At 68.4% G+C, this 24,165-nt stretch carries 21 protein-coding genes; 9 read left to right on the top strand and 12 right to left on the bottom strand.

The genetic code is table 11. The features are described 5' to 3' along the window. The first annotated feature begins 84 nt into the window (after window positions 1-84). Window positions 85-471 carry a winged helix-turn-helix domain-containing protein gene (locus DOL89_RS01360; RefSeq protein ID WP_119677534.1) on the top strand — a complete coding sequence of 129 codons (387 nt, stop codon included), beginning with the start codon at window positions 85-87 and terminating at the stop codon, window positions 469-471. 11 nt (window positions 472-482) lie between these two features. Here the strand turns inward: DOL89_RS01360 and DOL89_RS01355 are convergent, their stop codons facing one another. From DOL89_RS01355 to DOL89_RS01330, 6 genes are all read right to left on the bottom strand, one after another. Next, complete coding sequence (locus DOL89_RS01355; protein ID WP_162937263.1) at window positions 483-887, bottom strand: phage holin family protein; 405 nt, start codon at window positions 885-887, stop codon at window positions 483-485. A 2-nt stretch (window positions 888-889) separates the two neighbouring features. Next, window positions 890-1,963, bottom strand: coding sequence for a molybdenum ABC transporter ATP-binding protein (modC, locus tag DOL89_RS01350; protein ID WP_119677532.1), 1,074 nt, complete (start codon window positions 1,961-1,963; stop codon window positions 890-892). A gap of 12 nt (window positions 1,964-1,975) precedes the next feature. Continuing rightward, complete coding sequence (modB, locus tag DOL89_RS01345) at window positions 1,976-2,671, bottom strand: molybdate ABC transporter permease subunit (protein ID WP_119677531.1); 696 nt, start codon at window positions 2,669-2,671, stop codon at window positions 1,976-1,978. Window positions 2,672-2,675: 4 nt separating this feature from the next. After that, window positions 2,676-3,431, bottom strand: coding sequence for a molybdate ABC transporter substrate-binding protein (gene modA, locus DOL89_RS01340; RefSeq protein ID WP_119677530.1), 756 nt, complete (start codon window positions 3,429-3,431; stop codon window positions 2,676-2,678). A gap of 89 nt (window positions 3,432-3,520) precedes the next feature. After that, entirely contained in the window at window positions 3,521-6,901 is a 3,381-nt protein-coding gene (locus DOL89_RS01335) for a sensor histidine kinase (RefSeq protein ID WP_162937262.1), read from the bottom strand. 82 nt (window positions 6,902-6,983) lie between these two features. Then, entirely contained in the window at window positions 6,984-7,586 is a 603-nt protein-coding gene (locus DOL89_RS01330; RefSeq protein ID WP_119677528.1) for a DUF938 domain-containing protein, read from the bottom strand. Window positions 7,587-7,720: 134 nt separating this feature from the next. On the opposite strand from DOL89_RS01330, the gene DOL89_RS01325 reads away from it, so the two are divergent. The 5 genes from DOL89_RS01325 (at window position 7,721) to DOL89_RS01305 (ending at window position 11,472) form a co-directional block, all read left to right on the top strand. Further along, window positions 7,721-8,206 (top strand): tellurite resistance TerB family protein, encoded by a 486-nt coding sequence (locus DOL89_RS01325; RefSeq protein WP_225889854.1) that lies wholly within the window; start codon window positions 7,721-7,723, stop codon window positions 8,204-8,206. A gap of 53 nt (window positions 8,207-8,259) precedes the next feature. Beyond that, window positions 8,260-8,598: a ferredoxin FdxA gene (fdxA, locus tag DOL89_RS01320; protein WP_119677526.1), complete on the top strand. Its 339-nt coding sequence runs from the start codon at window positions 8,260-8,262 to the stop codon at window positions 8,596-8,598. 377 nt (window positions 8,599-8,975) lie between these two features. Beyond that, window positions 8,976-9,476: a CarD family transcriptional regulator gene (locus DOL89_RS01315; protein ID WP_119677525.1), complete on the top strand. Its 501-nt coding sequence runs from the start codon at window positions 8,976-8,978 to the stop codon at window positions 9,474-9,476. A gap of 127 nt (window positions 9,477-9,603) precedes the next feature. Continuing rightward, the gene (locus tag DOL89_RS01310) at window positions 9,604-10,416 is read left to right on the top strand and encodes a metallophosphoesterase family protein (RefSeq protein ID WP_119677524.1); all 813 of its coding nucleotides are present in this window, start codon (window positions 9,604-9,606) and stop codon (window positions 10,414-10,416) included. Between the two features lie 168 nt (window positions 10,417-10,584). Further along, window positions 10,585-11,472, top strand: coding sequence for an RNA polymerase factor sigma-32 (locus tag DOL89_RS01305; RefSeq protein WP_119680166.1), 888 nt, complete (start codon window positions 10,585-10,587; stop codon window positions 11,470-11,472). A 106-nt stretch (window positions 11,473-11,578) separates the two neighbouring features. Here DOL89_RS01305 and DOL89_RS01300 read toward each other — a convergent pair whose 3' ends face one another. Together DOL89_RS01300 and DOL89_RS01295 are read right to left on the bottom strand one after the other, a co-directional pair. Then, window positions 11,579-13,582: an adenylate/guanylate cyclase domain-containing protein gene (locus DOL89_RS01300; RefSeq protein WP_162937261.1), complete on the bottom strand. Its 2,004-nt coding sequence runs from the start codon at window positions 13,580-13,582 to the stop codon at window positions 11,579-11,581. 47 nt (window positions 13,583-13,629) lie between these two features. Continuing rightward, window positions 13,630-15,165 (bottom strand): M48 family metalloprotease, encoded by a 1,536-nt coding sequence (locus DOL89_RS01295; protein ID WP_119677522.1) that lies wholly within the window; start codon window positions 15,163-15,165, stop codon window positions 13,630-13,632. Window positions 15,166-15,516: 351 nt separating this feature from the next. On the opposite strand from DOL89_RS01295, the gene DOL89_RS01290 reads away from it, so the two are divergent. After that, complete coding sequence (locus DOL89_RS01290) at window positions 15,517-15,975, top strand: spore coat protein U domain-containing protein (protein ID WP_119677521.1); 459 nt, start codon at window positions 15,517-15,519, stop codon at window positions 15,973-15,975. 689 nt (window positions 15,976-16,664) lie between these two features. Here DOL89_RS01290 and rpsU read toward each other — a convergent pair. Beyond that, on the bottom strand, window positions 16,665-16,868 hold the full coding sequence (rpsU, locus tag DOL89_RS01285; protein WP_012567245.1) for a 30S ribosomal protein S21: 204 nt from the start codon (window positions 16,866-16,868) through the stop codon (window positions 16,665-16,667). A 284-nt stretch (window positions 16,869-17,152) separates the two neighbouring features. On the opposite strand from rpsU, the gene def reads away from it, so the two are divergent. Both def and DOL89_RS01275 read left to right on the top strand, forming a co-directional pair. Beyond that, complete coding sequence (gene def / locus DOL89_RS01280; protein WP_119677520.1) at window positions 17,153-17,713, top strand: peptide deformylase; 561 nt, start codon at window positions 17,153-17,155, stop codon at window positions 17,711-17,713. 130 nt (window positions 17,714-17,843) lie between these two features. Then, the gene (locus DOL89_RS01275) at window positions 17,844-18,731 is read left to right on the top strand and encodes a COQ9 family protein (RefSeq protein WP_225889853.1); all 888 of its coding nucleotides are present in this window, start codon (window positions 17,844-17,846) and stop codon (window positions 18,729-18,731) included. A 31-nt stretch (window positions 18,732-18,762) separates the two neighbouring features. Here DOL89_RS01275 and DOL89_RS01270 read toward each other — a convergent pair whose 3' ends face one another. From DOL89_RS01270 to pheS, 3 genes are all read right to left on the bottom strand, one after another. Continuing rightward, entirely contained in the window at window positions 18,763-20,451 is a 1,689-nt protein-coding gene (locus DOL89_RS01270) for a methyl-accepting chemotaxis protein (RefSeq protein ID WP_119677519.1), read from the bottom strand. Between the two features lie 181 nt (window positions 20,452-20,632). Beyond that, entirely contained in the window at window positions 20,633-23,026 is a 2,394-nt protein-coding gene (gene pheT, locus DOL89_RS01265) for a phenylalanine--tRNA ligase subunit beta (RefSeq protein ID WP_119677518.1), read from the bottom strand. A 52-nt stretch (window positions 23,027-23,078) separates the two neighbouring features. After that, window positions 23,079-24,155: a phenylalanine--tRNA ligase subunit alpha gene (gene pheS, locus DOL89_RS01260; RefSeq protein WP_119677517.1), complete on the bottom strand. Its 1,077-nt coding sequence runs from the start codon at window positions 24,153-24,155 to the stop codon at window positions 23,079-23,081. Window positions 24,156-24,165: the final 10 nt, after the last annotated feature.

Raw genomic sequence — 24,165 nt, 5'->3', positions numbered from 1 at the left:
GACTTTCGGAAGGGGTAAGTCAATGGGCCGCGGTCGGCTCCCGCCGCTCTGGCGCCCCATGGGCAGGCTGGGGTAAAGCAAGGCATGACCGCCCCGCCCCGCACCCGCCTGACACTGCGCCTGGATTTCCATCCGGACGGCCAGCTTGGCCCCGGAAAGGTGCGCCTGCTGGAAGAGATCGGGCGGCACGGCTCCATTTCCGGCGCGGGCCGGGCGCTGGGCATGTCCTACCGGCGGGCCTGGCTGCTGGTGGACGAGATCAACCGCACTTTCCGGAGCCCGGCGGTCGCAACCCGGCCCGGCGGCTCCGGCGGCGGGGGCGCTGCGCTGACCGACTGGGGTGAGCGGCTGGTAAAGCTGTACCGCGCGACGGAGGAGGCGGCGCGGCTGGGCGCGGCAGGCTGCATCCAGGAGCTGGAGCAGGAGCTGGCGGAGCAGCCGCCGCCCGCGGTATCGGACGGGCCGGACTGACCCCAGCCCGGTCAGCTTCCGGTGAGCGTCTGCCAGCTCCGCCACGCGACGGGGATGGCGATGCCCAGCAGGGCCGCGCCGCCGACGAAGGCCAGCAGCCATCCGGGCAGCACCAGGGCGAGCGCCAGCCCCAAGCCGGTCAGCAGCAGGAATAGCCCGATCATCCCCACCAGCGTGCCCGCCAGCATCAGGACCGTGCCCTGGGTGGTGGAGACGGCGACGTCGCGGATGCTGGCGAGGGCGTATTTCACGTCCAGCCGGACCAGACGGATCAGGTCGGTCACGAGCCGCCAGCCGAGATCGGGTAGCCGGGCAGTGCGGAAAAAGGGTTCGGCCGGGCGTTGCTGCATCCTGATGCCTGTCGTTGATGCCTGACCAGGGATGAACACCGCTGACGGGCGGACGGCACGGATCACGGTCAGGCTCCCTCGACCGCGACAGCCTTGATGACCGCCCAGACCTGCCTGCCGGGCGTCAGCCCCAGCTCCGCCGCCGCCTTGGCGGTGAGGCCAGCGGCAACCGGGTGGCCGGCGCAGTCCAGCGTGACCTGCACGGTGGCGGCGTCCGTCCGGTCGATGGCGGCGACCACGCCCGGAAGCGCGTTGCGGACGGAAAGGCCGTCCGGCGGGGCAAGGCTGAGCAGCACGTCGCGGGCACGGATGCGTACCCGCGTCTCCGTTCCCAGGGGCAGCTCCACGCCCGGCACGGTCAGCGTGCCGGCCGGTGTCCGCAGCAGGGTCAGCGCCCAGGCGGCGTCCCGCCCGGCGACCCGCGCCGGCAGCAGCACGCCCGCATCGTAGCCGCCGAGCCATCGATTCAGGGCCGGCCTGGCCGTCAGCTCCGACACCGGACCGGCCGCGACCGCCCGCCCATCGACCATGAGCACCAGCGTGGCGGCAAGGCGCGTCACCTCTTTCATCTCATGGGTGACCAGCACCATGGGGATGCCGCCCTGGTCACGCAGCCGCTCCAGGAACGGCAGGATTTCCGCGCGGCGCTGCCGGTCCAGACTGGCCAGCGGTTCGTCCAGCAGCAGCAGGCGCGGTTCGGCCAGCAGGGCCCGGCCGATGGCAACCCGCTGCCGCTCCCCGCCCGACAGGTGCCGTGGCCGGCGGTCCAGCAGCGGGGCGATCCCAAGCAGCTCCACGACCCGGTCGAATTCCCGGGCGTCGCCGCGCCGGCCGGCGACGAAGCGGCCGAAGGCCAGATTCCGGCGCACGGTGAGGTGCGGGAACAGCCTTGCCTCCTGGAACACATAGCCGACGCGGCGGCGATGGGGCGGAACCCAGCGGCGGGCGTCGGTGTCCAGCAGGACCTCTCCATCCAGGGCGATCCGGCCGCTGTCCGGGCGCAGCAGCCCGGCGATGGCATTGACCACCGTGGTCTTCCCCGCCCCCGAGCGGCCGAACAGGGCCGTGACGCCGGGACCGGCCGTGAAGGCGGTATCCAGGATGAAGCCGCCCAGTCGATGGTGCAGGCGGACGTCAAGCATGGGAAGGTTCCATCACGCCCCCTCCACCCGCCGCCGCACCCGGCGCGCAAGGACTTCCGACGCGATCAACGCGGAGATGGCGATCACGACGGAGATCAGGGTGAGGCGCAGGGCCGGGCCGTCGCCGCCGGGAACCTGCGTATAGCTGTAGATGGCGCTGGGCAAGGTCTGGGTGACGCCGGGGATGTTGGAAACGAAGGTGATGGTCGCCCCGAACTCCCCCAGCGCCTTTGCGAAGCAGAGGATGGCGCCGGCCAGCACGCCGGGCAGCATCAGCGGCAGGGTCACGGTGAGAAACACCATGACGGGCGGCGCGCCCAGCGTGGCCGCCGCATCCTCGAGCCTGCGGTCCACCGCCTCAAGCGACAGGCGCATGGCCCGGACCATCAGGGGAAAGCCCATGACGCCGGCGGCCAGCGCCGCACCGGTCCAGTTGAAGGCGAAGACGATTCCGAAATCGTCCAGGAACCCGCCGAGCGGCCCCATGCGCCCGAACAGCAGCAGCAGCATATAGCCCGTCACCACCGGCGGCAGAACCAGCGGCATGTGCACCAGCCCGTCCAGCAGCAGGCGACCGGGAAAGCGTCGCCGCGCCAGCAGCCATGCCGTGGCGAGGCCCAGGGGAAGCGCCGTGAGCGTGGCCCAGAAGGCCACCTTCAGGCTGATCCGCAGCGCCGCCGCCTCCTCCGCCGTCAGGGCCATGTCCATGCGGTCAGGATCCGTCCGAGGGGATGGTGAAGCCGTGGCTCCGGAATACCTCCGCTGCCGCCTCGCCGGACAGCCAGTCCAGCAGCCGGGAAGCCGCGTCCCCTTCCGCCATTGCGGTCAGGGCGGCGGGATAGACGATGGGCGGGTGGCTGGATGCCGGAAAGGCGGCGGCGATGGTCACCCCCGGCTCCGCCGCGGCATCGGTCGCGTACACGATGCCGTAGGGCGCCTCCCCCCGCGCCACCAGCGCCAGGGCGGCGCGCACATTTTCCGCCTGGGCAAGTCTGCCGGACAGGGCATCCCACTGTCCGAGGCTTTGCAGGGCCGCCTTGGCATAGCGTCCGGCAGGGACGGAGCCGGTGTCGGCCACCGCCAGCCTGCTGTCGCCCAGCGCCGCCGCCAAGCCTTCCACCGGCACCGGTTCCCGTCCCCTGGCGGCGACCAGCACCAGCCGGCTGCCCAGCAGGTCGCGGCGGCTGCCGGCGCGGATCAACCCCTGTGCCTGGAGATGATCCATCCAATCGCGGTCGGCGGAGATGAAGATGTCGGCCGGCGCCCCGGCTTCGATCTGCCGGGCCAGGGCGGAGCTGGCGGCGGTGGAAACCAGGACGCGCGTGCCCGTTCCGGCCATATATCGGGCGGCCAGATCGTCGAGCGCGGTTTTCAGGCTGGCCGCGGCGAACAGCGTCACCTGCTCCGCCGCCGCGGTTCCGGGCAGCATCAGGACGGCCAGGAGCATGGCCGCGATCAACGCACGCATTCCCTTCCTCCAGCGGCATGGCAGGGCTGTATACGGACGAATACAACGCCGCGCCGCACCGCGCCAGCCCGGAGAAACGGGCGGAACGGTCAGACATGCGCCGGCAGGTCGATCTGGAAGCGGGTTCCCCGGCCCGGCGCGGTGTCCAGCGACAGTCCGCCGCGTAGCGGGCCGGTCACCAGATTATGGACGATATGCAGGCCGAGGCCCGTGCCGCCGGCGTTCCGCCGCGTGGTGAAGAATGGTTCGAAGGCGCGGTCGCGCACCTCCGCCCCCATGCCGTTTCCGTTGTCAGCCAGGACAATGCGGGCGCCGTCGCCATGGGCCGCGATGTCCAGCAGGATCTCCGGCTCCGCCACCCCGGCAAAGGCATGGGTGACGGCGTTGGTCACGAGATTCGTCACCACCTGGGCCAGCAGGCCGGGATAGGTGGTCACGGACACCGCCTCCGGCCCGCTGACCCTGATGTCCACGCCGCGCAGCCGGACCAGCGGGCGGATGGTCTTCACCACCTCCGACAGGTAGGGGGTGAGCTGGACGGTCCGCCGCTCCTCGCTGGCGCGGTCGGCGCTGACCTGTTTGAAGCTCTGGACCAGATCGGCGGCACGGTCGCTGTTGCGCGCGATCACGTCGCTCAACTCCCGCGCCATCTCGAGGAATTCGGAAAGGTCGGAGCGGCGGAGAGTCTGCTCCTCCAGCTTGGCGGTGACCTCCCGGATTTCCTCCTCCAACTGGGTAACGGAGGTGATGACGAGGCCGACAGGCGTATTGATCTTATGCGCGACGCCAGCAACCATGCGGCCGAGGGCCGCCAGCTTCTCAGAGCGCACGATCTCTTCCTGTGCGGCGCGCAGATCGCACAGCGTGCGCTCCAGCTCGTCCTTCTGGCGCGCCAGTTCCACCGTCCGGTTCGCCACAAGAAGCTCCAGCTCCTTGCGGCGGGCGTGCAGATAGGCAGTGCGGCCCCGGTACAGCCCGTATCCCAGCCCGGCCAGGGCCAGAAGCGCCATGGCCTGTACCCAGCGATACTGCCACCAGGCCGGCATGACCCGGACCGGCAGGGTGAAGGCGGCCTCTGCCCAGCGCCCGTCCTTGTTGGCGGCGCGTATCTCAAGCGTGTAGTCGCCCGGCGGCAGGCTGGTCCAGGTGGCGGTGCGGCGGGTTCCGTCCCGCTCGTCCCAGCCCTCCTCGAAGCCGGCGAGGCGGACGGAATAGCGGTTGCGGGCCGGACGGGCGAGGTCGAGGGCGGCGAACTCCACCATGAAGCTGCGCTCACCGGGATGGATCACCAGCGGGCCGGCCTGGGCGGCGTTGAACGGCTCCGCCGGCAAGGGCTGCCCACCCACCGTCAGCTCGGTCAGGCGCACCGGCGGGCTGAACGTCCAGTCGCGGAGATCGTCCGGCCTCACCAGCGTTACCCCGCCGCTGCCGCCGAAGGCGATGGTGCCGTCCGGCGCGGTGGTCACGGCGTTCAGCCAGTATTCCCGCACCACCACCCCATCGCCGGGGCCGAACCGGCGCACTGCCAGCGTGTCGGGGTCGATCACGGCGAGGCCGTCATCCGTGCTGGCCCAGATGCGGCCCTGCCGGTCCGTGGCCAGTGCGCCGATATTGCCGCTGGGCAGCCCGTCGGCCTTGCCGAGCCGGATGAAGGCCGGCATCTCCCGCCCCGCCGGGGCCGAGAGCGCCAGCCCGCCGCCCAGAGTTCCGGCCCAGATCCGCCCGGCGCGGTCCTGCAGCAGGGTGCTGACCAGCAGGGGCTTGCCATCGGGGTCGAGCGCCGCGTGCTCGATCCGCCCGGTGGCCGGGTCCAGCCGGTCGAGGCCGCCATCGGTGGCGAGCCAGATGCGGCCCTCCCGGTCGCGCAGGACGGAGTTCACCTCCGACGCGGCCAGCCCCTCCTCCGCCCGCCAGAGGGTCACCGTTCCGTCGGCCGCGATGTGGAAGACTCCCCGCCCGCCGCCGATCCAGGCGGAGCCGTCCGGCTGCGGGCGGATGGCGTAGATCTGGCCGTCGCGCAGTTCCGGCGGACCGTCCATCTGTACGGGAACGGTGCCCGACGAGCCGGGCGGGCGGCGGTAGAGACCGCGCTGGGTGCCGATCCAGACGCTTCCGTCCAGCCCCTCCGCCAGCGCCATGACGGCCCCGTCTCCAAGGCCGCCGGTCGCATCGCCCCCGGCCGGGCGGATGGCGTCCACCCGGCCCTTCCGGTGGTCGAGCACATCGATGCCGGCCCCGGCGGTGCCGAGCCAGAGCCGGCCGTCGCCGGTCGCCAGGACGCTGAGCACGTTGGCGCGCGAAGGGCCGGAATTGCCGTCCGGCGAATAGGCGATGGTTGAAATGGCGTCGTTGGCCGGATTGTGGCGGTCCAGCCCGTTTCCGGCCGTGCCGACCCAGACCAGGCCGGAGGGATCGCGGTACAACTCGGTTACCGCATCGCCGGAAAGACTGCTGGGAATAGCCCCGTTGTGCCGGGCGACCCGCATCGCTCCCGTGGCGGGGTCCAGGATCGCGATACCGCCGCCATAGGTGCCGACCCAGATCTGGTCCGGCCCCACTTCCGCCAGCGCCGTCACCCGGTTGTGCGGCAGCCCGTCCGCCCCATCCGCTTCGGCGCGCCACCGGCGCAGCACGCGCCCGTCCGGAGCCAGCAGCCACAGCCCCTCCGTCGCCGTGCCAACCCAGATGCGGCCCGCCTTGTCCTGAGCAAGGGCCAGGATGGCGGCGCTGGGCCAGCCTTCCCCCGAATCCTGCACGGGGCCGCCGATCAGGCCGCCATCCCAGGTCCGGCGCACCAGCCCAGCCGCGGTGCCGATCCAGAGATCGCCGGTATCCGTGGCAAGCAGGGTCGCCACCTTCTCCGCATGGGAAGCGGGGAGCGGACCGGAATCGGTGGGAACGGCGGTCAGCGCGCCGCTGACCGGGTCCAGATGCTGGAGCCCGGCCTGGGTACCGATCCAGAGCCCGCCGGTCCCGTCCTCCACGATGGCATTGACCCGGTCGGAGGCCAGCCCCTGCTCCGCCGCCGTCCAGCGCCGCCATGTGCCGTCATGGATGTCCAGCACCGCCAGACCATCGGCGTTGCTGCCCACCCAGAGCGTGCCGTCCGACCGGCCGTGCAGCGCGCGGATGAAGGCGTCCGTCATCACGCCATCGGCAGGTCTGAACCGGTAACCGTCGAAGCGGGCGAGGCCGCCCTGGGTGCCGACCCAGAGGAACCCGTCCGCATCCCGAACCACCGATCCCACCACGGCATGGGGCAGGCCATCGTCGCGGTCGATCCGGTCGAAGACAGGTGTGGCCAGACCGCGCCAGTCGGCGCGGGGCGCAGCGGCGGCCATCGCCGTCGCGACCGGCTCCGCACAGGCCGGTGCCGCCCCCAGCAGCGCCAGGCCGACAAGGCCAGCCGTCAGCGCCCGCGCGAAAGCGGGGCGGCGGGACGGACCGATGAGGGTGACCGGAGATGGCATGGACGGGCGCAGTGCAGCAGCGGCCCGGCGAACATACACGGGCGCCGGATACTACTCCATCCTGTTGGAGTAGTCCTTGCGGTCAGACGCGGCGGAAGACCAGGGAGAGATTGTTGGCGGGCATCTCCGCCACTTCTTCCAGGGCCAGACCGCGCCCCTCCGCCTCCTGCGCCATCGCTTCCAGATCGCGCACGCCCCAGGACGGGTCGCGGGCGCGCAGAGACTCGTCGAACGCCTCGTTGCTGGGCGCCGTGTGGCGGCCGCCCCGCCGGTAGGGGCCGTAGAGCACCAGCGGCGCCCCTGGCGCAAGCAGGGCCCCAGCCCCTTCCATCAGGCCGACCGTCGCCGCCCAGGGGGAGATGTGGACCATGTTGATGCAGACGATGGCGTCGGCGGCTTCCACAGGCCAGGGCCGGCGGGTCACGTCCAGCGCCAGCGGCTCCGCCACCGAACGGACGCCGGTTTCCCGTACCCAGGCGCGGATGCTGTCCAGATTCTCGGGGTCCAGGTCGGTGGGTTGCCAGCGCAGGCCGTCCAGCGCCTCGGCGAAGAAAACCACATGCTCCCCCGTGCCAGACGCGATCTCCAGCACCAGCCCCTCGGCCGGAAGCGCGCGGCGTAGAACCTCAAGGATCGGGCCGCGGTTGCGCAAGGCTGCGGGTGCGGATCGGCGGGGATCGGTCATCGGATTTTCCTGGTTGCGGCGCAGGGGACGATAGGTCAGGCGGAACGTCCCCGCAACGTGGCCGTTCCCTTTGCAATGGCAGGCTTGGGAGCGATCCGCAGGGCTTGCCCTTTCCTGGCCACGACCCAAGCTGGATGACCATGTGGAACCGCGTCAGACGATTGTTCGAGCAGCCCGAGCGCACCCTGGGTGAACTGTCCAAACCGGACAAGCTGCATCTCGCCGCCGCCAGCCTGCTGGTGGAGGCGGCGCGCATGGACGACACCATCTCCCCCGAGGAGCGGGTGCGCATCCACGGCATGCTGCAGCGGAAATTCGACCTCTCCCAGGAGGAGACGGACGAGCTGCTCGCCTCCGCCGAGAAGATGACGGAGGGACCGGCCCAGCTCTACGCCTTCACCAGCAGCCTGAAGGACCAGTGCAGCTATGAGGAGCGGGTCGAGATCATCGAGATGCTGTGGGAGGTGGTCTATGCGGATGGTGAACTGCACCACCTCGAATCAAGCCTGTTGCGCCGGGTGGGCGGATTGCTCTACGTCTCCGACCGGGACCGGGGCGAGGCGCTGCGGCGCGTGAAGGCGCGCCTGGGACTGCCGTCCGGGCCGGGCGTGCCGGACTGAACCGGGCGCCGCCGATCCGAAGGCGGGTCGGATGGTCAGAAGAGAGGTCGAGGATGCCGTACGTCGTCACCGAGCTGTGCATCAAGTGCAAGTACATGGATTGCGTCGAGGTCTGCCCCGTGGACTGCTTCTACGAGGGTGACAACATGCTCGTGATCCACCCCGACGAATGCATCGACTGCGGCGTGTGCGAACCGGAATGCCCGGCCGAGGCCATCATCCCGGACACCGATCCGCAGGCGGAGAAGTGGCTGGAGATGAACCGCGACTATGCGGTCCAGTGGCCCAACATCAACCGCAAGAAGCCGGCCCCGGCCGACGCGGACGAGTGGAAGGGCGTGCCGGACAAGTTCGCCAAGTACTTCAGCAAGGACCCGGGCGCCGGTACCTGACCGCCGCGCCCTGCGCTTGCGACACGGCGGCTCCACGAACGAATAAGTTCCCTGCGGCTCTGCGGCCGAACGCCGCAGTTTTCGCCCGACATGCGGGATTCGCATGGCGGTTCCGTGCAGCAATGCGAGAACTTTGCGGGAACGATCAGGACGGCGGTCTGTAACCGTGCCGTCACATGCCCTATATTGATCAGGTGAGGACGGGTGTGCCGACGCGTCAGGGATTTGCGCGCCGTCCTGTTTCGCTTGGCAAGATCATGGGCTGGTGACGGCCGTTTTCGGACGGACGCCGCTCTGCCGTTGTCTCTGCCGGCAGGCTAACCCCGTCGTTCTTGTCCTGGCGCGCGGGTCCGCGCGGAAAGTGAGAGCCGACCGAAATGTCCGAAACCTTCGACTTCTCCACCGGTGACCATGTCGTCTACCCGGCGCATGGCGTTGGCAAGATCATCGGGATCGAGACGCACAGCATCGCTGAGCATACCGTCACCCTTTATGCCATCCAGTTCGAGAAGGAACGGATGACGCTGAAGGTCCCGGTGAAGAAAGCCCAGGCCGCCGGCCTGCGCCGCCTGTCCTCCAAGGACCGCATCAAGGCTGCGCTGGAGACGCTGCAGGGACCGTCCAAGATCAAGCGGATCATGTGGTCCCGCCGCGCGCAGGAGTACGAAGCCAAGATCAATTCCGGCGACCCGGTGTCCATCGCGGAAGTCGTGCGCGACCTTTACCGCGGCGCCGACCAGTCGGACCAGTCCTACAGCGAACGGCAGATCTACCACGCCGCGCTTGAGCGTCTTGCCCGCGAGCTGGCGGTGGTGGAGAAGATCGACGAGGCCAAGGCGACCGAGCGGCTGGAAGCCGTTCTCAGCAAGGCGGCTTAAACCACCGCTTAACGCCTTTGGGTCTATACGTTAAGGAGGGGCGACCTTTGCAGGTCGCCCCTTTTTTTGCGCGTCGGCGGCGCATACACTCGCGCCCGGTTTCCCGGGACCCAAGAGCGCCGACCGAATGGCAGAAACGCAGAAATTCGTCCAGTTGGGCCGTCCTCGCCGCATCTGGGCGGTCGCCTCCATCCATGGCGAGGTGAACCGGCTGGCCGCGCTCCATGACGATATCGGCGGACGCTTCCTTCCGGGCGACCGGCTGGTCTATCTCGGCAACATGATCGGCCGCGGCCCGTCCGTGGCCGAAACCATTGACGAGCTTCTGGCCTTCCGCCGCGCCATCCTGGCCATGCGGGGCGTGATCGACACCGACATCGTCTATCTGCGCGGCGGGCAGGAGGAGATGTGGCAGAAGCTGCTGCAACTCCAGTTCGCACCCAACCCGATGCAGGTGCTGCAATGGATGCTTGGCCAGGGCGTGGAATCCACGCTGATGGCCTATGGGGGCGATGTGCAGTTCGGGCTGGCCTGCGCCCGCGACGGGGCCGTCAGCCTGACCCGCTGGACCAACCAGCTCCGCGCCGCCCAGCGCGCAGCGCCAGGACACGACGCCTTCTATACCAGCCTGCGCCGCGCAGCCTTCACCGGCGCAGGGGAACCGGCCTCCGGCCTGCTGTTCGTCAATGCCGGCGTTGATACAAGCCGGCCTCTGGGGCACCAGGGCGATAGCTTCTGGTGGGGCGGCATGGGCTTCAACCGCATCACGGAGCCGTTCGGGGAGTTCGTCCGCATCGTCCGCGGCTACGACCCTGCCCATGGCGGCCCCGTAGTGACGCCGCACGCGGTCACTCTGGACGGCGGCTGCGGCTTCGGCGGCAAGCTGATCTGCGGCTGCCTGGCGCCGACCGGCGACATCCTGGAACTTGCGGAAGTCTGAGGGGCGGCTCCGCCTCCCCTTCCCGTCCGGTCCATCCGCTTCGCCTTATCTGCGCATTGGAATTTTTCCAAACCCAGTGATCCGTTCCAGAACCCCCTTCGTATCAGTCGTGAAGAGGGGCGGATGAACGGCTGCATGGCCCACCGCCTGCCGAACAGGGGATGGGACATGGCGCACATCGACGATCCGGAAACCCAGAAGGCCAACCTCACCTTCATCAGAGCATCGATGAAGGAGCCTCTGCTGTCCCGGGACCACGAGTTCGAGCTGGCCAAACGCTGGCGCGACGGGGGAGATGAGGATGCGCTGCATGAGCTGGTGCGCAGCTATACCCGTCTGGTCGTCGCCACCGCGTCCCGCTTCCGCAATTACGGCCTGCCCATGGGCGACCTGGTGCAGGAGGGCAATGTGGGCCTGATGCAGGCGGCCGCCCGCTTCGAACCGCACCGGGAAATCCGTTTCTCCACCTATGCCGCCTGGTGGATACGCTCCGCCATGCAGGACTACATCCTGCGCAACTGGTCCATCGTGCGCACCGGCACCACCGCCGCGCAGAAGAGCCTGTTCTTCAATCTCCGTCGCCTTCGAGCCAAGATCGAGGAGAGCCCCTCGGCCACGAACCTGTCCACGGACGGGCGGCGGAAGATCGCCGAAGAGCTGAATGTGGATGAGAGCGAAGTGCTGAGCATGGAAATGCGCCTCGCCGCCGCCGACCAGTCGCTGAACACCCCCGTGGCGGAAGGCGGCGACGACCAGTGGCAGGATTTCATCGCCGACAACCGTCCCTCCCCCGAGGATGTGGTGATCGGCGCCCGCGACAGCCGCATGCGCTCCAAATGGCTTGCCGAGGCGCTCGGCGAACTGTCCCCGCGCGAGCGCACCATCATCGCCGAACGTCGCCTGCGCGACGACGGCGCGACATTGGAAGAGCTGGGCAAGGTGCTGGGCGTCAGTAAGGAGCGGGTGCGCCAGTTGGAGCAGCGCGCCCTGATGAAGCTCCGCGCCTCCATGATGCGACATGTCGGGCTGTCGTCCGACCTGCTGCTGGAGGCGTGAGGCCGGGCCGTCTCCCGAAAGTCATGCTCGGCGGCGGCCTCCGGTCATCGGCGGCAGCGTCGAACGTGACCGGAGCGCGGTCGGCATCGAGTAGGCGGCTTCGACCTCAGCCTTGCGCCATGGCCGGCGCATCCGCGGCGGCCCCTTCGGTCAGCAGCCGGTGGACCCCGACGGCGCCCGCGCGTCCGCGCAGTTGGAATCGGCCGAGCGCGCGGGTGGAACCAGCCTCCGCGCCGGCGGCCTGCACCGTATCCTCGCTGGTCAATGCGACACAGCAATCATCCCCGATCATCTCACTGCCCAGCACTTCCAGCCGGGCGGCCGTGTTCACCGTGTCTCCGACGATGGTGTAGTTGATTCGGCTGGCAGCGCCGATATTGCCCACCACGACGGGGCCGGAATGGATGCCCATGCGCAGGCACAGCTTCGGCCTGCCCGCGGCGTCCGCCTCGTCCGCCGCGGCACGGATCAGCCGGTCGATGGCGCGGGCGGCACGCAGGGCGCGGGCAGCATGATCGGCCTGATGCTCCGGCGCGCCCCAGAACGCCATCACCGCATCGCCGATGAACTTGTCCACCGTCCCGCCCTCCGCCTCGATGCAGCCGGCGATCAGGGTGAAATGGGCGTTCAGCCAGTCCGCCGTCTGCTGCGGCGACAGGGTTTCCGCCAAAGCGGAGAAGCCCTTGATGTCGGTGAACATCACGGTGACGTCCCGCTCCTCCGATATGACGCCCAGCGGGTTGGCCCCGCGGTCGATCAGGCGCAGCACCAGGGCCTTGGGCACATAGGTCTCGAACCAGCGCAGACCGCCCACCATGGTGTTGAAGGCATGCGCCGCATCCGACATTTCACGGAACCGGCTGTCCGGGAGAACCGGGACGGCATGGAAATCCAGCCCGCGCACCGCGGCGGCGGCGGCGGCCAGACGCTTGATCTGCCGCCCGATCCGCTTGCCGAGCCAGAGCGCCAACACCACGGATACCACAAGGATGAGAAGGCCGCCGCCGGCCAGCTTCATCAGGCGCTGATACTCGACCAGCACGTCGTCCTTCGGCAGGACGATGGACAGGGTCCAGGGATGCTCCCCGTAATCCGGAAGCGGCCGCAGAAGATAGATGTACTCAATCCCGTCCAGCTTGGATTCGCGGGTCGTCAGGTTGAGCAACGGCCGATCCGGATGGACACGCAGGTCGAGATGTATGCCGCGCGGCTTCTTCGCATATCCGGTCGCCTGCCCGTTCGGATCGGCCTGCTGCCAGATCGCCGCCAGGACCGGATCGCCCAGCTCCTCCAGCGAGGGCAGCGGCGGGCGTTCCTGCCGGTCGATATCCTCGAAGTCGAAGCGTCGATCCCGCAGGATCGGGTGGGCCAGCACATAGCTGTCGTTGAACAGGATTGCCGCCTCCAGCCCCGATTCCGTCTTTACGCGCGCCAGGAAGCGGGACAGGTCGGTAAAGCTGACGCCGGTGAGCAGCATGCCGAGAAAGCGCCCGTCCCGGCGCACCGGCATCTGGACGGTCAGGATGCTGGTGCCCAGCTCCTCCGACCAGATCGGGTCGATCCAGACCGCTCCGCCGATGGACCGGCCGAGTTGGAGCGTCTCCCGCGCCCAGAACACATTCTGCTCGGTCCGGGTCTCCACCTCCGTGCCGCCCTGCCGGCTGGCCGTGACGAAATTGCCGTCGGCGCTCAGGAAGCCCACCCCGGTGATCTGCGGAGCCGCGGCCAACGCCGTGCGGAGATGCCGGCCGAGCTGTCCCTGATCCTCCAGATCGACGTGCCCCTTGGCGATAACGTCGGCAAGGAATTCCACCTGCGCCTTGGCGGGGTCGAGCTGGGCGCGGACCCGCGTTTCCAGCCCATCCATCAGAAGCTGCGCTTTGTCCACCAGCAGCGTGGCGGTGTTCCAACTGGTCGTGGCCATCCCCAGCAGCAGCACACTGGCGACCGCTACCAGCATCAGCCCGCCGAAGCCCAGAGTCAGCACCGCCGCGATCGGCAGGCGGATGAGCTTGCGCTTTATCCGGCACGCCTGATCCGGGGCGGGGCTGAGGGGCGGAGGCTCCGGCTCGGCGGCAGCCGGCCGGGCAAGGCGGTTCCTGGCGGTCATGGTGCGGACGGTACGCCGCGCCGCGCCATGCCGCAACGGAGATCAATTCAGCCTTCGGTGACGATTTTAATCAACTGACCGGGTTGAAGCTGCTGGCCCGGCGGGATGTTGTTCAGCACCCGGAACCTCTCCTCCGCATATTCGCTGAACGGCATGCGGCGGATATAGTCCTCTGCCGTCTCGCCGGAGCGGACGGAAACCGTGCGCAGCCGGTAGGGCCTGAACTGCGACCGTTCCGACTGGCTCAGTGTCCGGAAGCTGTTCACCACCTGCTGGAAATCGCGGTCAAGGCTTGCCGTGGCCTGCGGGGCCGAGGCGAAGAGGAAACGGTAGAAGGTGGAATTGTCCCACTGGATGGCAACCAACCGCACATCCACCGCACCCTGGTTGGTATTGGCCCGCGTCAGCCCCGTAGCGGCGGGCCTGCCGTTGACGCTCAGGGACTGCACGCCGTTGAGCTGCGCCTGGCCAGCCCACTCCCCGGTCAGGAACTGGACCGGATCGCGCGTGCTCTGCGACCGCGCCACGTCGAAGATGATCTGTGCCTGTTGCTGCGGCCCGATGGCCGTCACCTGCTGGGTTCCGTTCAGCAGCCTGAAGCCCTCCGGCACTTCGAAACGGAAGCCCAGAGTGGGATGCACGAACATCCTGTCGCGCACGAAGCCGTGCTCCGGATTGTCGCCGTAAAGCAGGCCGTCGATCCGGCGCAGATACTCTTCCGAATTCACGATCCAGTCCTGGCCGGGATTCTGCGCCACGGCAGCGGACGCGCGCTCCACCCGTTCACCGGTGGGCGGGTGGGTCTGCAGATAGTTGAAGCTGTCAGCGGCCCCCGGCTGACCGGCCAGCAACGCCTCCAACTGTGCATGCCGGCCCATCGTGTCGAGGAATCGCGCCATCTCCATCGGGTCGTAGCCGGCGTTGGCCATATAGCGGATGCCGAGCTGGTCGGCTTCCAGCTCCTGCCCCCGCCCCCACCCGGCCAGCGCGTACTGCGCCCCTTGGGCGGCAAGCTGGCCCAGCTCGGCCCCGCCGAGGACGGACGCCAGGACAGCGCCGACCTGGGCCACGGTGCCACGGCTGTAGCGCTCGGCCGTGTGGCGCCCGGTTATATGCCCGATCTCATGGCCGATGACGCCGGCCAGTTGCGCCTCGCTGTTGGCCAGGGCCATCAGCCCGCGGGTGATGTAGACATAGCCGCCCGGCAGGGCGAAGGCATTGACCACATCCGAGTCCAGAACCGTGAAGGTGTATTTGACGTCCGACCGTTCGGTGTTGGCCGCCAGCCTTTGTCCCAGACGGTCCACATAGGCGCGGATCTCGGGGTCCTGGACCTCTCCGCCGAACTCCTCGAGGATCTGCGGGTGCTGCTCCGCCCCGACGGCGGCCTCCTGCGCCACGGGCATGAGGCCGGTGAACTGCCGTTCACCGGTGGCCGGGTTTACGGCGCAGCCGCCCAGCAGCAGCCCGGCCGCGGCCAGCGCTCCCAGGACACGCAGCCTCAAGGCGGTCCAGTGGCGCCCGGCGCCGACATCATGCGCTTCTATCTGTCCGGCAAGCTCCCGCGCGGCCGCAGCCGTCATCTCCCCATCCTTCTTTCTTCCCATTCTACCAGTTACGAGAAAACAGCCGCCCCCTAGCCGGGTTCCCGGATCGTCGGCGGCAACCAACCGGGCGTACGCGCGGGAACCCGGCACCCGTTGCGGTTCGCAATGCTTCCTGCAAACACCCCTATACGGCTTCGACAATATGCAATTGCATTCTGCCATACCCGCCAGCGGGAGTGGGAAAAGATGACCTGAATATCATCGCAAACTCCATATATTACAGCCGCTTACACGACCATCGCCCTATGCTGGGCACCTGGCCCGTTGGTTGCATTCTGGTTTGGCATGCAGGCGAGAACGCCTCGACCGAACCGATGGAGCCTTGAGATGATCCGCACCGTTGCCGCCGCCCTGATCGCCACCGCCGCCCTGACCGTCGCCGGCTCCGCCGCGGCCGCGACCAGCGGCACGATCAAGCTGAACGGCAAGGTGGACCTGGCCTGCTCGGTGTCGGTGCAGGATCTGAACCAGCAGCTGAACCTGGCCGGCGGCGACAGCAACAAGGCGGTTGGCAAGGTCACCGAGACCTGCAACTCCGGCAACGGCTACCGCATCAGCATCTCCTCCCAGAACGGCGGCAAGCTGCGCGGCGAGCGCGGCACCGAGATCGGCTACCAGGTGAACTACGACAACCAGGGCGGCACGCTGGGCAGCGCCATGAATGTCGACCGCGCCGGCGCCCGCTTCGGCCAGCAGTACGATCTCAAGGTCTCCGTCCAGGGCTCCGACCAGTACATCGCCGGCGCCTACGAGGACACCCTCACCGTCACCATCGCCGCTAAGTAAGGCGCGCCGACAGGCAGAGCATCGGTTCGTGAGGACGAAGGGCCGGCACCGGAAACGGGCGCCGGCCCTGATGCGTTTACAGGAGCGGAACCGCAGAAATCCACCGTGCCCCCGGCAGCCCTTCGGCCACACGATGGAACCGGCATGCCTTGAAAGATCAGCTTTATAGGGAAGTCTACATTGCCGTGACTCTGCCAGCGGCCCGGCCGCGTAGCCGCAGATCATCGCAAGGGGGCTGGCGCCCCGCCGACTTCCGGCAAGTTCGTCATTTTCGCAATTCGACTTGTTACCGGCCTCGCACGTCGACCCTGTCCAGGTTTGCGTTCGCAAATCCCGATTCTCGACAAAGCAGAAGGGGAAGACCGAGCTGACGTCAGCCGCGAACGATTGGCAGAAGGCTTGCTCCCGTGCGGGCATGCCATCTCACTTTGCGTCGCAGAAGTGAACTTCAGGGCCGTCCACGGGCGGCAGCTTGCCAGCGTGTCTGGATGCGAGCTGAATGGATGGATGCTCGGCCTGTGGGGCGCGGCCAACCCGGTTTCCGATAGGCTGGATCGTCCAGACGGGGCTGCCGACGAAGCGCGCTGCAAAGACCAAAAGCCGCCCGGCGGCGTCGCGGGGCGGCTATCGATCCTTTGCAACCGGCCAGCCCGTAACTTCGGGCTGGTTCACCGGACTGCCGGCAGGGCTTAGTAGCCCTCGCGCTCCAGGCGCTTGCGCAGCAGCTTGCGGGCGCGGCGAATCGCCTCCGCCTTTTCACGGGCGCGCTTCTCCGAGGGCTTCTCGTAGTTGCGGCGCAGCTTCATCTCACGGAAGATGCCCTCGCGCTGCATCTTCTTCTTCAGCGCGCGGAGGGCCTGATCGACGTTGTTGTCACGAACCAGAACTTGCACGGGTCGTCACCACTCCGATGGTTGCAAAGGTTGGACGGCGTTATGCCGACGCAGGGTTAACAACGAATAAAGGGCAGACGCCACCATGAGGTCGCGCTGCTGCCCGATCCAGTTGCCGGGTGGTATAACAGCAAGGGCGGCGGTTGTGAAGCGCCATGGGTGCGGAATCTTCAAGGATGTCCTGCAATGGGGCCATGCGCCGCCCGGCAAGACGTGAAATGATGAGGAAATACAAGCGGTCCGGGATGCCGGACCTGGGCTGAAAGCAGGGACACAAGGGAACGATGACCATCCTGAAGATCGCGCGAATGGGCCATCCGGTGCTGCGACGGCCGGCCCAACCGGTGGAATCCCCCATTCCGGCCGTGGTGCGGCAGCTTGCCCAGGATATGGTGGAAACCATGCTGGACGCGCCGGGCATCGGGCTGGCGGCCCCGCAGGTGCATATCGGCTGGCGCGTCGTCGCCTTCCGCGTTCCCGCGGACCGCAGCACCGGCCAGCCTGGCGATCCGGTGACGGAACCGCGGGTGCTGGTGAACCCGGAGCTGGAGCCCGTCGGGGACGAAATGGTGATGGGATGGGAAGGGTGCCTGTCCATTCCCGGCCTGCGCGGACTGGTGCCGCGTTATGCCCGGCTCCGGTATCGCGGCTATGGGCTGGACGGGCAGCCGGTGGAGGGGGAAGCCTCCGGCACGTTGGCTCGTGTGCTGCAGCATGAGGTCGACCATCTCGACGGCATCCTCTATCTGGACCGGATGCCGGACCTGACCAAGCTGACCTTCACCGAGGAAATGAAGTACTTCGCGGCGGATCTGGCCGGCAGCGTCCCCCCGCCGCCCCGCTGACCGGGGGAGCGCCGCGACAACCGGACAGGCCCTGCGGGAGCACTGGCCGTTCCCGCTTGGCGTTCCATCTGTTAAGGCATGTGGATGCGCCGCCCGTCGGCGCCGGACCGAAGCCAGACGAGAGCGAGCGATGGCGAGAAAAACCCCGACCGATCCCGTGCCCGGCGCGCCCACGACAGCTGGGCAGATGGCGCACAGCTCTTCGCCGGCCGAGGCCGATCCGGTGCGCCCAATTGGCGGGCAGAGCCCGATCGATCCCCTGACCACCGCCGAAGCGGTGGAAAAGCTGGGCGGCACCGAGTCGGCGGCCACGGCGGGTACAGGTGCGCCGCGCGGCGGCTACGCCCATACCGACGGCGACGCCATGGATGAGCTGACGGCCCGCCGCGACGCCATTCTGCTGGCAATGCTGCCCGACGTGGCGTTCGATGGCTGGACACGGGCCGCCATGCTGCGCGGGGCGGAGATGGCGGGCATGGAGCGGGAAGCGGCGCTGGCCAGCTTTCCCGGCGGCCCGGCGGAGGTGGTGGACCATTTCTCCAATTGGGCGGACCGGGAAATGCTGTCCCGGCTGGACCCGCAGGACCTGGCCGCCATGAAGGTGCGGGACCGTATCACGCTGGCCGTACGAACGCGGCTGGAGGTGCTGGCCCCCTACAAGGAGGCGGTGCGCCGGACCATTGCCCTGCTCGCCCTGCCGCAGAATGCCGGGATCGGCCCGCGCATATTGTACCGCACGGTGGATGCCATGTGGTTCGCCGCCGGCGACACCTCCACCGACTACAACTTCTATACCAAGCGCATGCTGCTGGCCGGGGTCCAGACCTCCACCCTGCTGTACTGGCTGGAGGACCGGTCGGTCGGCAATGCCGACAGCTGGGCCTTTCTGGACCGCCGCATCGCGGACGTCATGCGGGTCGGCAAGAATATTGCTCAGTTCCAGGGGCTGGGTGGCCTGCTGAACCACCTGCCCAACCCCTTCCGCTTCTCCCGCCATCTGCGGCGGACGATGCGGTAAAGGGGGGAGAGCTGGAACGGGGCGGCGGGCCTTACCCTGCCCGGACGCGGGCGACGAAGCCCTCCACCTCGCGGCGAAGCACGTCGGCCTCCCCGACCAGCTCATTGGCGGCGGCGAGCACGTCGCCGGCCATGGTGCCAGTCTCACCGGCGGCGCGGGTCACCTCGCCGATGGTGGCGCTGACTTCGTTTGTGCCGGCGGCAGCCTGGGCGACGCTGCCGGCGATCTCGCTGGTAGCAGCCCCCTGCTGCTCCACCGCGGCGGCGATGCTGGTGACGATATCGCTGATCCGGCCGATGGTGCCGCCCACACCCTGGATGGCGCCCGCCGCATTGCCGGCCGCCGCCTGCATCTCGGCGATCTGGCTGCCGATCTCCTCCGTCGCCTTGGCGGTCTGGGTCGCCAGGTTCTTGACCTCCGACGCCACCACGGCGAAGCCCTTCCCGGCCTCTCCCGCCCGCGCTGCCTCGATGGTGGCGTTCAGCGCCAGCAGGTTGGTCTGGCTGGCGATGCCGTTGATCAGCTTCACGACCTCGCCGATCCTGCTAGCGGCCTCCACCAGCCCGGTCACGGTGGCGTTCGACCGGTCCGCTTCCGCCACCGCCTCGTGCGCGATGCGGGAGCTTTCGGAAACGCGCCGGGCGATCTCCTGGATGGAGGCGGACAGCTCTTCCGCCGCGGACGCCACCGTGTTGACGTTCTGGGCGGCCTGTTCGGCACTGCTGGCCACCGCATTGGATTGACGGCTGGTCTGCTCCGCCACGCCGGTCAGCCCCTCCGCCGTCTGGCGCATGCGGCGGGCTGCACCGGCAACGGACCGGACCACCTCATCCATGGTGGCCTCGAACTCCCCGGCCAGGGCGGCCATGGCGGCGCGCTTCTCCGCCTCCGCCTTCTCCTCCAGCGCCGTCTGCTCGTGGCGGAGCGTCTCGGCCTCCCGCATGTTGCGCTGGAAAATGGCGACGGCACGGGCGGTATCGCCGATTTCATCCCGCCGCTCGCCGCCATCGATGCGGACGGACAGGTCGCCGCCGGCCAGCCGGCTCATGGTGGAGACGACGCGCGCCAGCGGGCGCGACACGCCCACCATGGTCAGCCACAGCGCCAGCGCCATGAACAGAACGGTGCCCGTGGCCCCGACGGCGAGCGTCACCCACCATGCCCGCTCGTTCCGCTCCATGGCTGCTTCTTCGCCGGCCGCCACCGCCTTGTCGACATCGCCGGTGATGATTACCAACCGGTCCAGCAGGTCGGTCAGCTTGATGTCGAACTCATCCACCAGGATGCGCGCACCCCGCTCCGTCTCTCCGGCCAGCAGCGCCTGACGGGCCTTCTCCGCCAGCTCCATCATCTGCCGGAAATCCTGCCGGGCCAGATCCAGGTCGGTCTTGCGGCCGGGGAACAGCCGCTCCACCCCGTCCAGATGGGCCAGCAGTTCATCTCTCTTCAGATCGATTTCATCCGCCATGCTTTCAATGATGAAGCTATCCGGCTCCGCCACCATCATGTAGGCGACGCGCCCGATATGGGCGGCGGTCTCATTGGCCAGCAGGACGTTTTTCACCGCCACCGTGTCGCGCCGCAACAGCCCTTGATAAACCTCCCCGACGCCGCGCATCTGAGACAGGGCATAGAGAGAGGTTCCAACCGTCAGCGCTCCCATGAGGATAAGCGGGACCAGCAGCTTTAGAACGATCGGTAGGTTCTGAAATGCCTTCACCAGCGCCTCCCTGGTCACGACCCGTCGGTCTGTGCAGATGGTACATTATTATACTTTAGTTTGGAGGGTATTGTTGATGATCCTTCCCTTCTTCGCAAGCGGGCCGGAAAAGGAAAACGCCGCGCAACCAAGGCGCGGCGTTTTCTTTGGAAGTAATTACTTCAGGTAGTCTGCTCGGTTCTTATCCGCGCAGGGTGGCACCTGTCGCTTTCGCCACGGCAGCTACGATCTTCCCTGCCACCGCCTCGATCTCCGCATCTGTCAGCGTCTTGTCCACCGGCTGGAGCGTGACCGAGATGGCGACCGACTTCTTGCCCGGCTCCACGCCCGCACCCTGATAGACATCGAACACGATGACGCCGGTGATCAACTGCTTGTCCGCCCCGCGGGCCGCCTTGACCAGCTTGTCGGCCTCCACCTGCTCATCCACCAGGAAGGCGAAGTCGCGGTCCAGCGGCTGGAAGGGGGAGAGGGCGAGCAGCGGCTTGGCTGTGCCGCCCTTCTTCTTCGGCGTCGGCACCGCGTCCAGCATCACCTCGAACGCCGCCATGGGGCCGCTGGCATCCATCGCCTCCAGCACCGCCGGATGCAGCTCGCCGAAGCGGGCCAGCACCGTGGGGCCGAGGCGCAGCACGCCGGAACGGCCGGGATGGTACCAGTCCGGCGCATCGCGGGTGACCTGCAGGTTCGCCGTGGGGGCTCCCGCCGCTTCCAGCGCCGCGATGGCGTCGGCCTTGACGTCGAAGGCGTCCACCGCGCGCTCCCCCTTGGCCCAGTTGCGCGGCACGGCCATGCCGGCGCGCAGGCCGGCGGCTACGGCATCCTGCCCTTTGTCGGTGGCATCGCGGAAAGCGGCCCCGACCTCGAACAGGCCGACATCCGGGAAGCCTTTGGCGGCGTTGCGACCGGCGGCCTGGATCAGGTTGGCCAGGATGCTGGGCCGCATCACCGCCATGTCGGCGCTGATCGGGTTCAGCAGCTTCAGGTCCGGCCCCACCTGCCCGAACAGCCCCGCTGTCTCCGCCGGGACGAAGGACCAGGTCACGCATTCCAGCAGGCCGCGGCCGGCCAGGGCGCGCTTCACCAAGCCGGTGCGGCGCTGCCCCGGATCGATGGCCGGGCGGGTGGTGGTCAGGTCGCGCGGCAGCGGGGTGGCCGGGATGGCGGCGAAGCCGTGGACCCGCAGCACCTCCTCCACCAGATCGGCCTCCCCATGCACGTCGGCGCGCCAGGACGGCACGGCGCAGGCCAGCCGGCCGTCATCGGTGCGGGAAACGCCGAAGCCGAGGGCGGTGAGGATGCGCACCTGCTCCGCTTCCGGCACGTCGACGCCGCCCAGATGGGCGACGCGGGCGGGGCGGAGATGCAATGTGCGCTGCCATGCGGGCTCGGCTCCGGCCACCACCGTTTCCGATGGTTCGCCGCCGCAGAGGTCCAGGATCATGCGCGTGGCCTGCTCCACCGCCGGCAGCACGCTGGCCGGGTCTACCCCACGCTCGAAGCGGTAGCGGGCGTCGGAGTTGATGGAAAGCTTGCGGCCGGCCTCGGCGATGCGCACCGGGTCGAACAATGCCGCCTCAAGCACCACGTCGGTGGTGCTCTCGGTCACGCCTGTGCTCTCCCCGCCCATGACGCCGCCCAGAGAGATGAGGCCGCTGCCGTCATAGATGCCGACCAGCCCGGCGGGCAGGGTGTAATCCTTCTCGTTCAGGGCCAGGAAGCTGTCGCCCTCGGCAGAGTCGCGCAGGACGATGCCGCCCTTCAGCTTGGCCGCGTCGAAGACGTGCAGCGGTCGGGCCTGGTCCTGGCTGAACCAGTTGGTGATGTCCACCAGGGCGGAGATCGGGCGCAGACCCACGGCGATCAGCTTGTCCTGCAGCCACTTAGGGCTGGGGCCGTTCTTCACGCCGCGGATGAGCCGCGCGGCGAATTGGGGGCAGCCCTCCGTCTCCAGCCGCACCTCGACCGGGGCGGGGAAGCGACCGGGAACGGCGCTGCCATCCAGCGGCTTCAGCGTGCCGAGACCGGCGGCGGCCAGATCGCGGGCGATGCCGCGCACACCGGCGCAGTCGGCGCGGTCAGGGGTCAGCGCGATCTCGATCACCGGGTCGGCGATGCCGCGATATTCGGCGAAGCTGCCGCCCACCGGCGCATCCTCCGGCAGTTCGATGATGCCGGTATGCTCGTCCGACAGCTTCAGCTCCCGCTCAGAGCACATCATGCCCCGGCTCTCCACCCCGCGGATGGTGCCGATCTGGAGCACGTCGCCGCTTTCCGGAATCTTCGTGCCCGGGCTGGCGAAGACCACCTTGATGCCTTCCCTGGCGTTGGGCGCGCCACAGACCACCTGCACCGGCTCGCCCGCCCCGGTATCCACCATGCAGAGGCGGAGCTTGTCGGCATTGGGGTGCTTCTCGGCGCTCACCACCCGGGCGATGCGGAAGGCCGCCAGCTCGGCCGAGCGGTCCTCCACCCCCTCCACCTCGAGCCCGAGGTCGGTGAGCTTCTCCACGATCAGGTCCAGCGGCGCCTCGGTTTCGAGGTGCATCTTCAGCCAGGACAGGGTGAACTTCATGGGGAGATGATCCGTCAGCTAATCTTGAAGGCGTGTTCTGCGGCGCAGCCCGTCACCGGGTCAGCCCCTGGGCCAGGCTCGGCTGGTCCAGCGGGACGAAGCCGTAATGCTTCAGCCAGCGCAGGTCGGCCTCGAAGAAGGTGCGCAGGTCGGGGATGCCGTATTTCAGCATGGCGATGCGCTCGATCCCCATGCCGAAGGCGAAGCCCTGGTAGCGGCTGCTGTCGATGCCGCAATTCTCCAGCACGGCCGGATGGACCATGCCGGAACCCATGATCTCCAGCCAGTCGCCATAGGGCCCGAGCTTCAGCTCGCCCCCGCTGCGCTTGCAGCCGATATCCACCTCCGCCGACGGCTCGGTGAAGGGGAAGAAGCTGGGGCGGAAGCGGATCGGCAGATCGTCGATCTGGAAGAAGGCGCGGGCGAACTCCAGGATGCAGCCCTTGAGATGGCCCATATGGATGTCCTCTCCGATGACCAGCGCCTCCACCTGGTGGAACATGGGCGTGTGGGTCTGGTCGTAGTCGGAGCGGTAGGTGCGGCCGGGCGCTATGATGCGGATCGGCGGCTTCTGCTTCAGCATGGTGCGGATCTGCACCGGGCTGGTGTGGGTGCGCAGGACCCGCGCCTGCCCCTCGGGCGAGTTGGGCAGGTAGAAGGTGTCGTGCATCTGCCGCGCCGGATGGTTCTCCGGGATGTTCAGCGCGGTGAAATTGTTCCAGTCGCTCTCGATGTCCGGCCCTTCCGCCACGGTGAAGCCCATGTCGGCGAAGATGGCGACCAGCTCGTCGATGGTCTGGGTGATGGGGTGGATGCGCCCCTCCGCCTCCGGCCGGGTCGGCAGGGTGACATCGATCCGCTCCGCCTCCAGCCTTTTCGCCAGCTCCTGCTTCTTCAGCACGTCGCGGCGGGATTCCAGCGCTTGGCCGACCTCCTCCTTCAGTGCGTTGAGGAGTTGCCCGCGCTCCTTCCGCTCCTCCGGCGAGAGGTTGCGCATGTCGCCCATCAGGGCGGTGATGCGTCCCTTCTTGCCCAGGGCGGAAACCCGCACCTCCTCGAGACTGGCAAGGTCGGCTGCACCTTCCACGGCGGCGAGGAGGTCGGATTTGAGGCTGGCGGCGTCGGTCATGGGATCGGGT

The sequence above is a fragment of the Indioceanicola profundi genome (assembly GCF_003568845.1).
In the GTDB taxonomy this organism is placed as follows: Bacteria; Pseudomonadota; Alphaproteobacteria; order Azospirillales; family Azospirillaceae; genus Indioceanicola; species Indioceanicola profundi.
The sequence above is the reverse complement of the archived record's forward strand: the minus strand, read 5'-3'. Positions and strand labels throughout refer to the sequence as shown.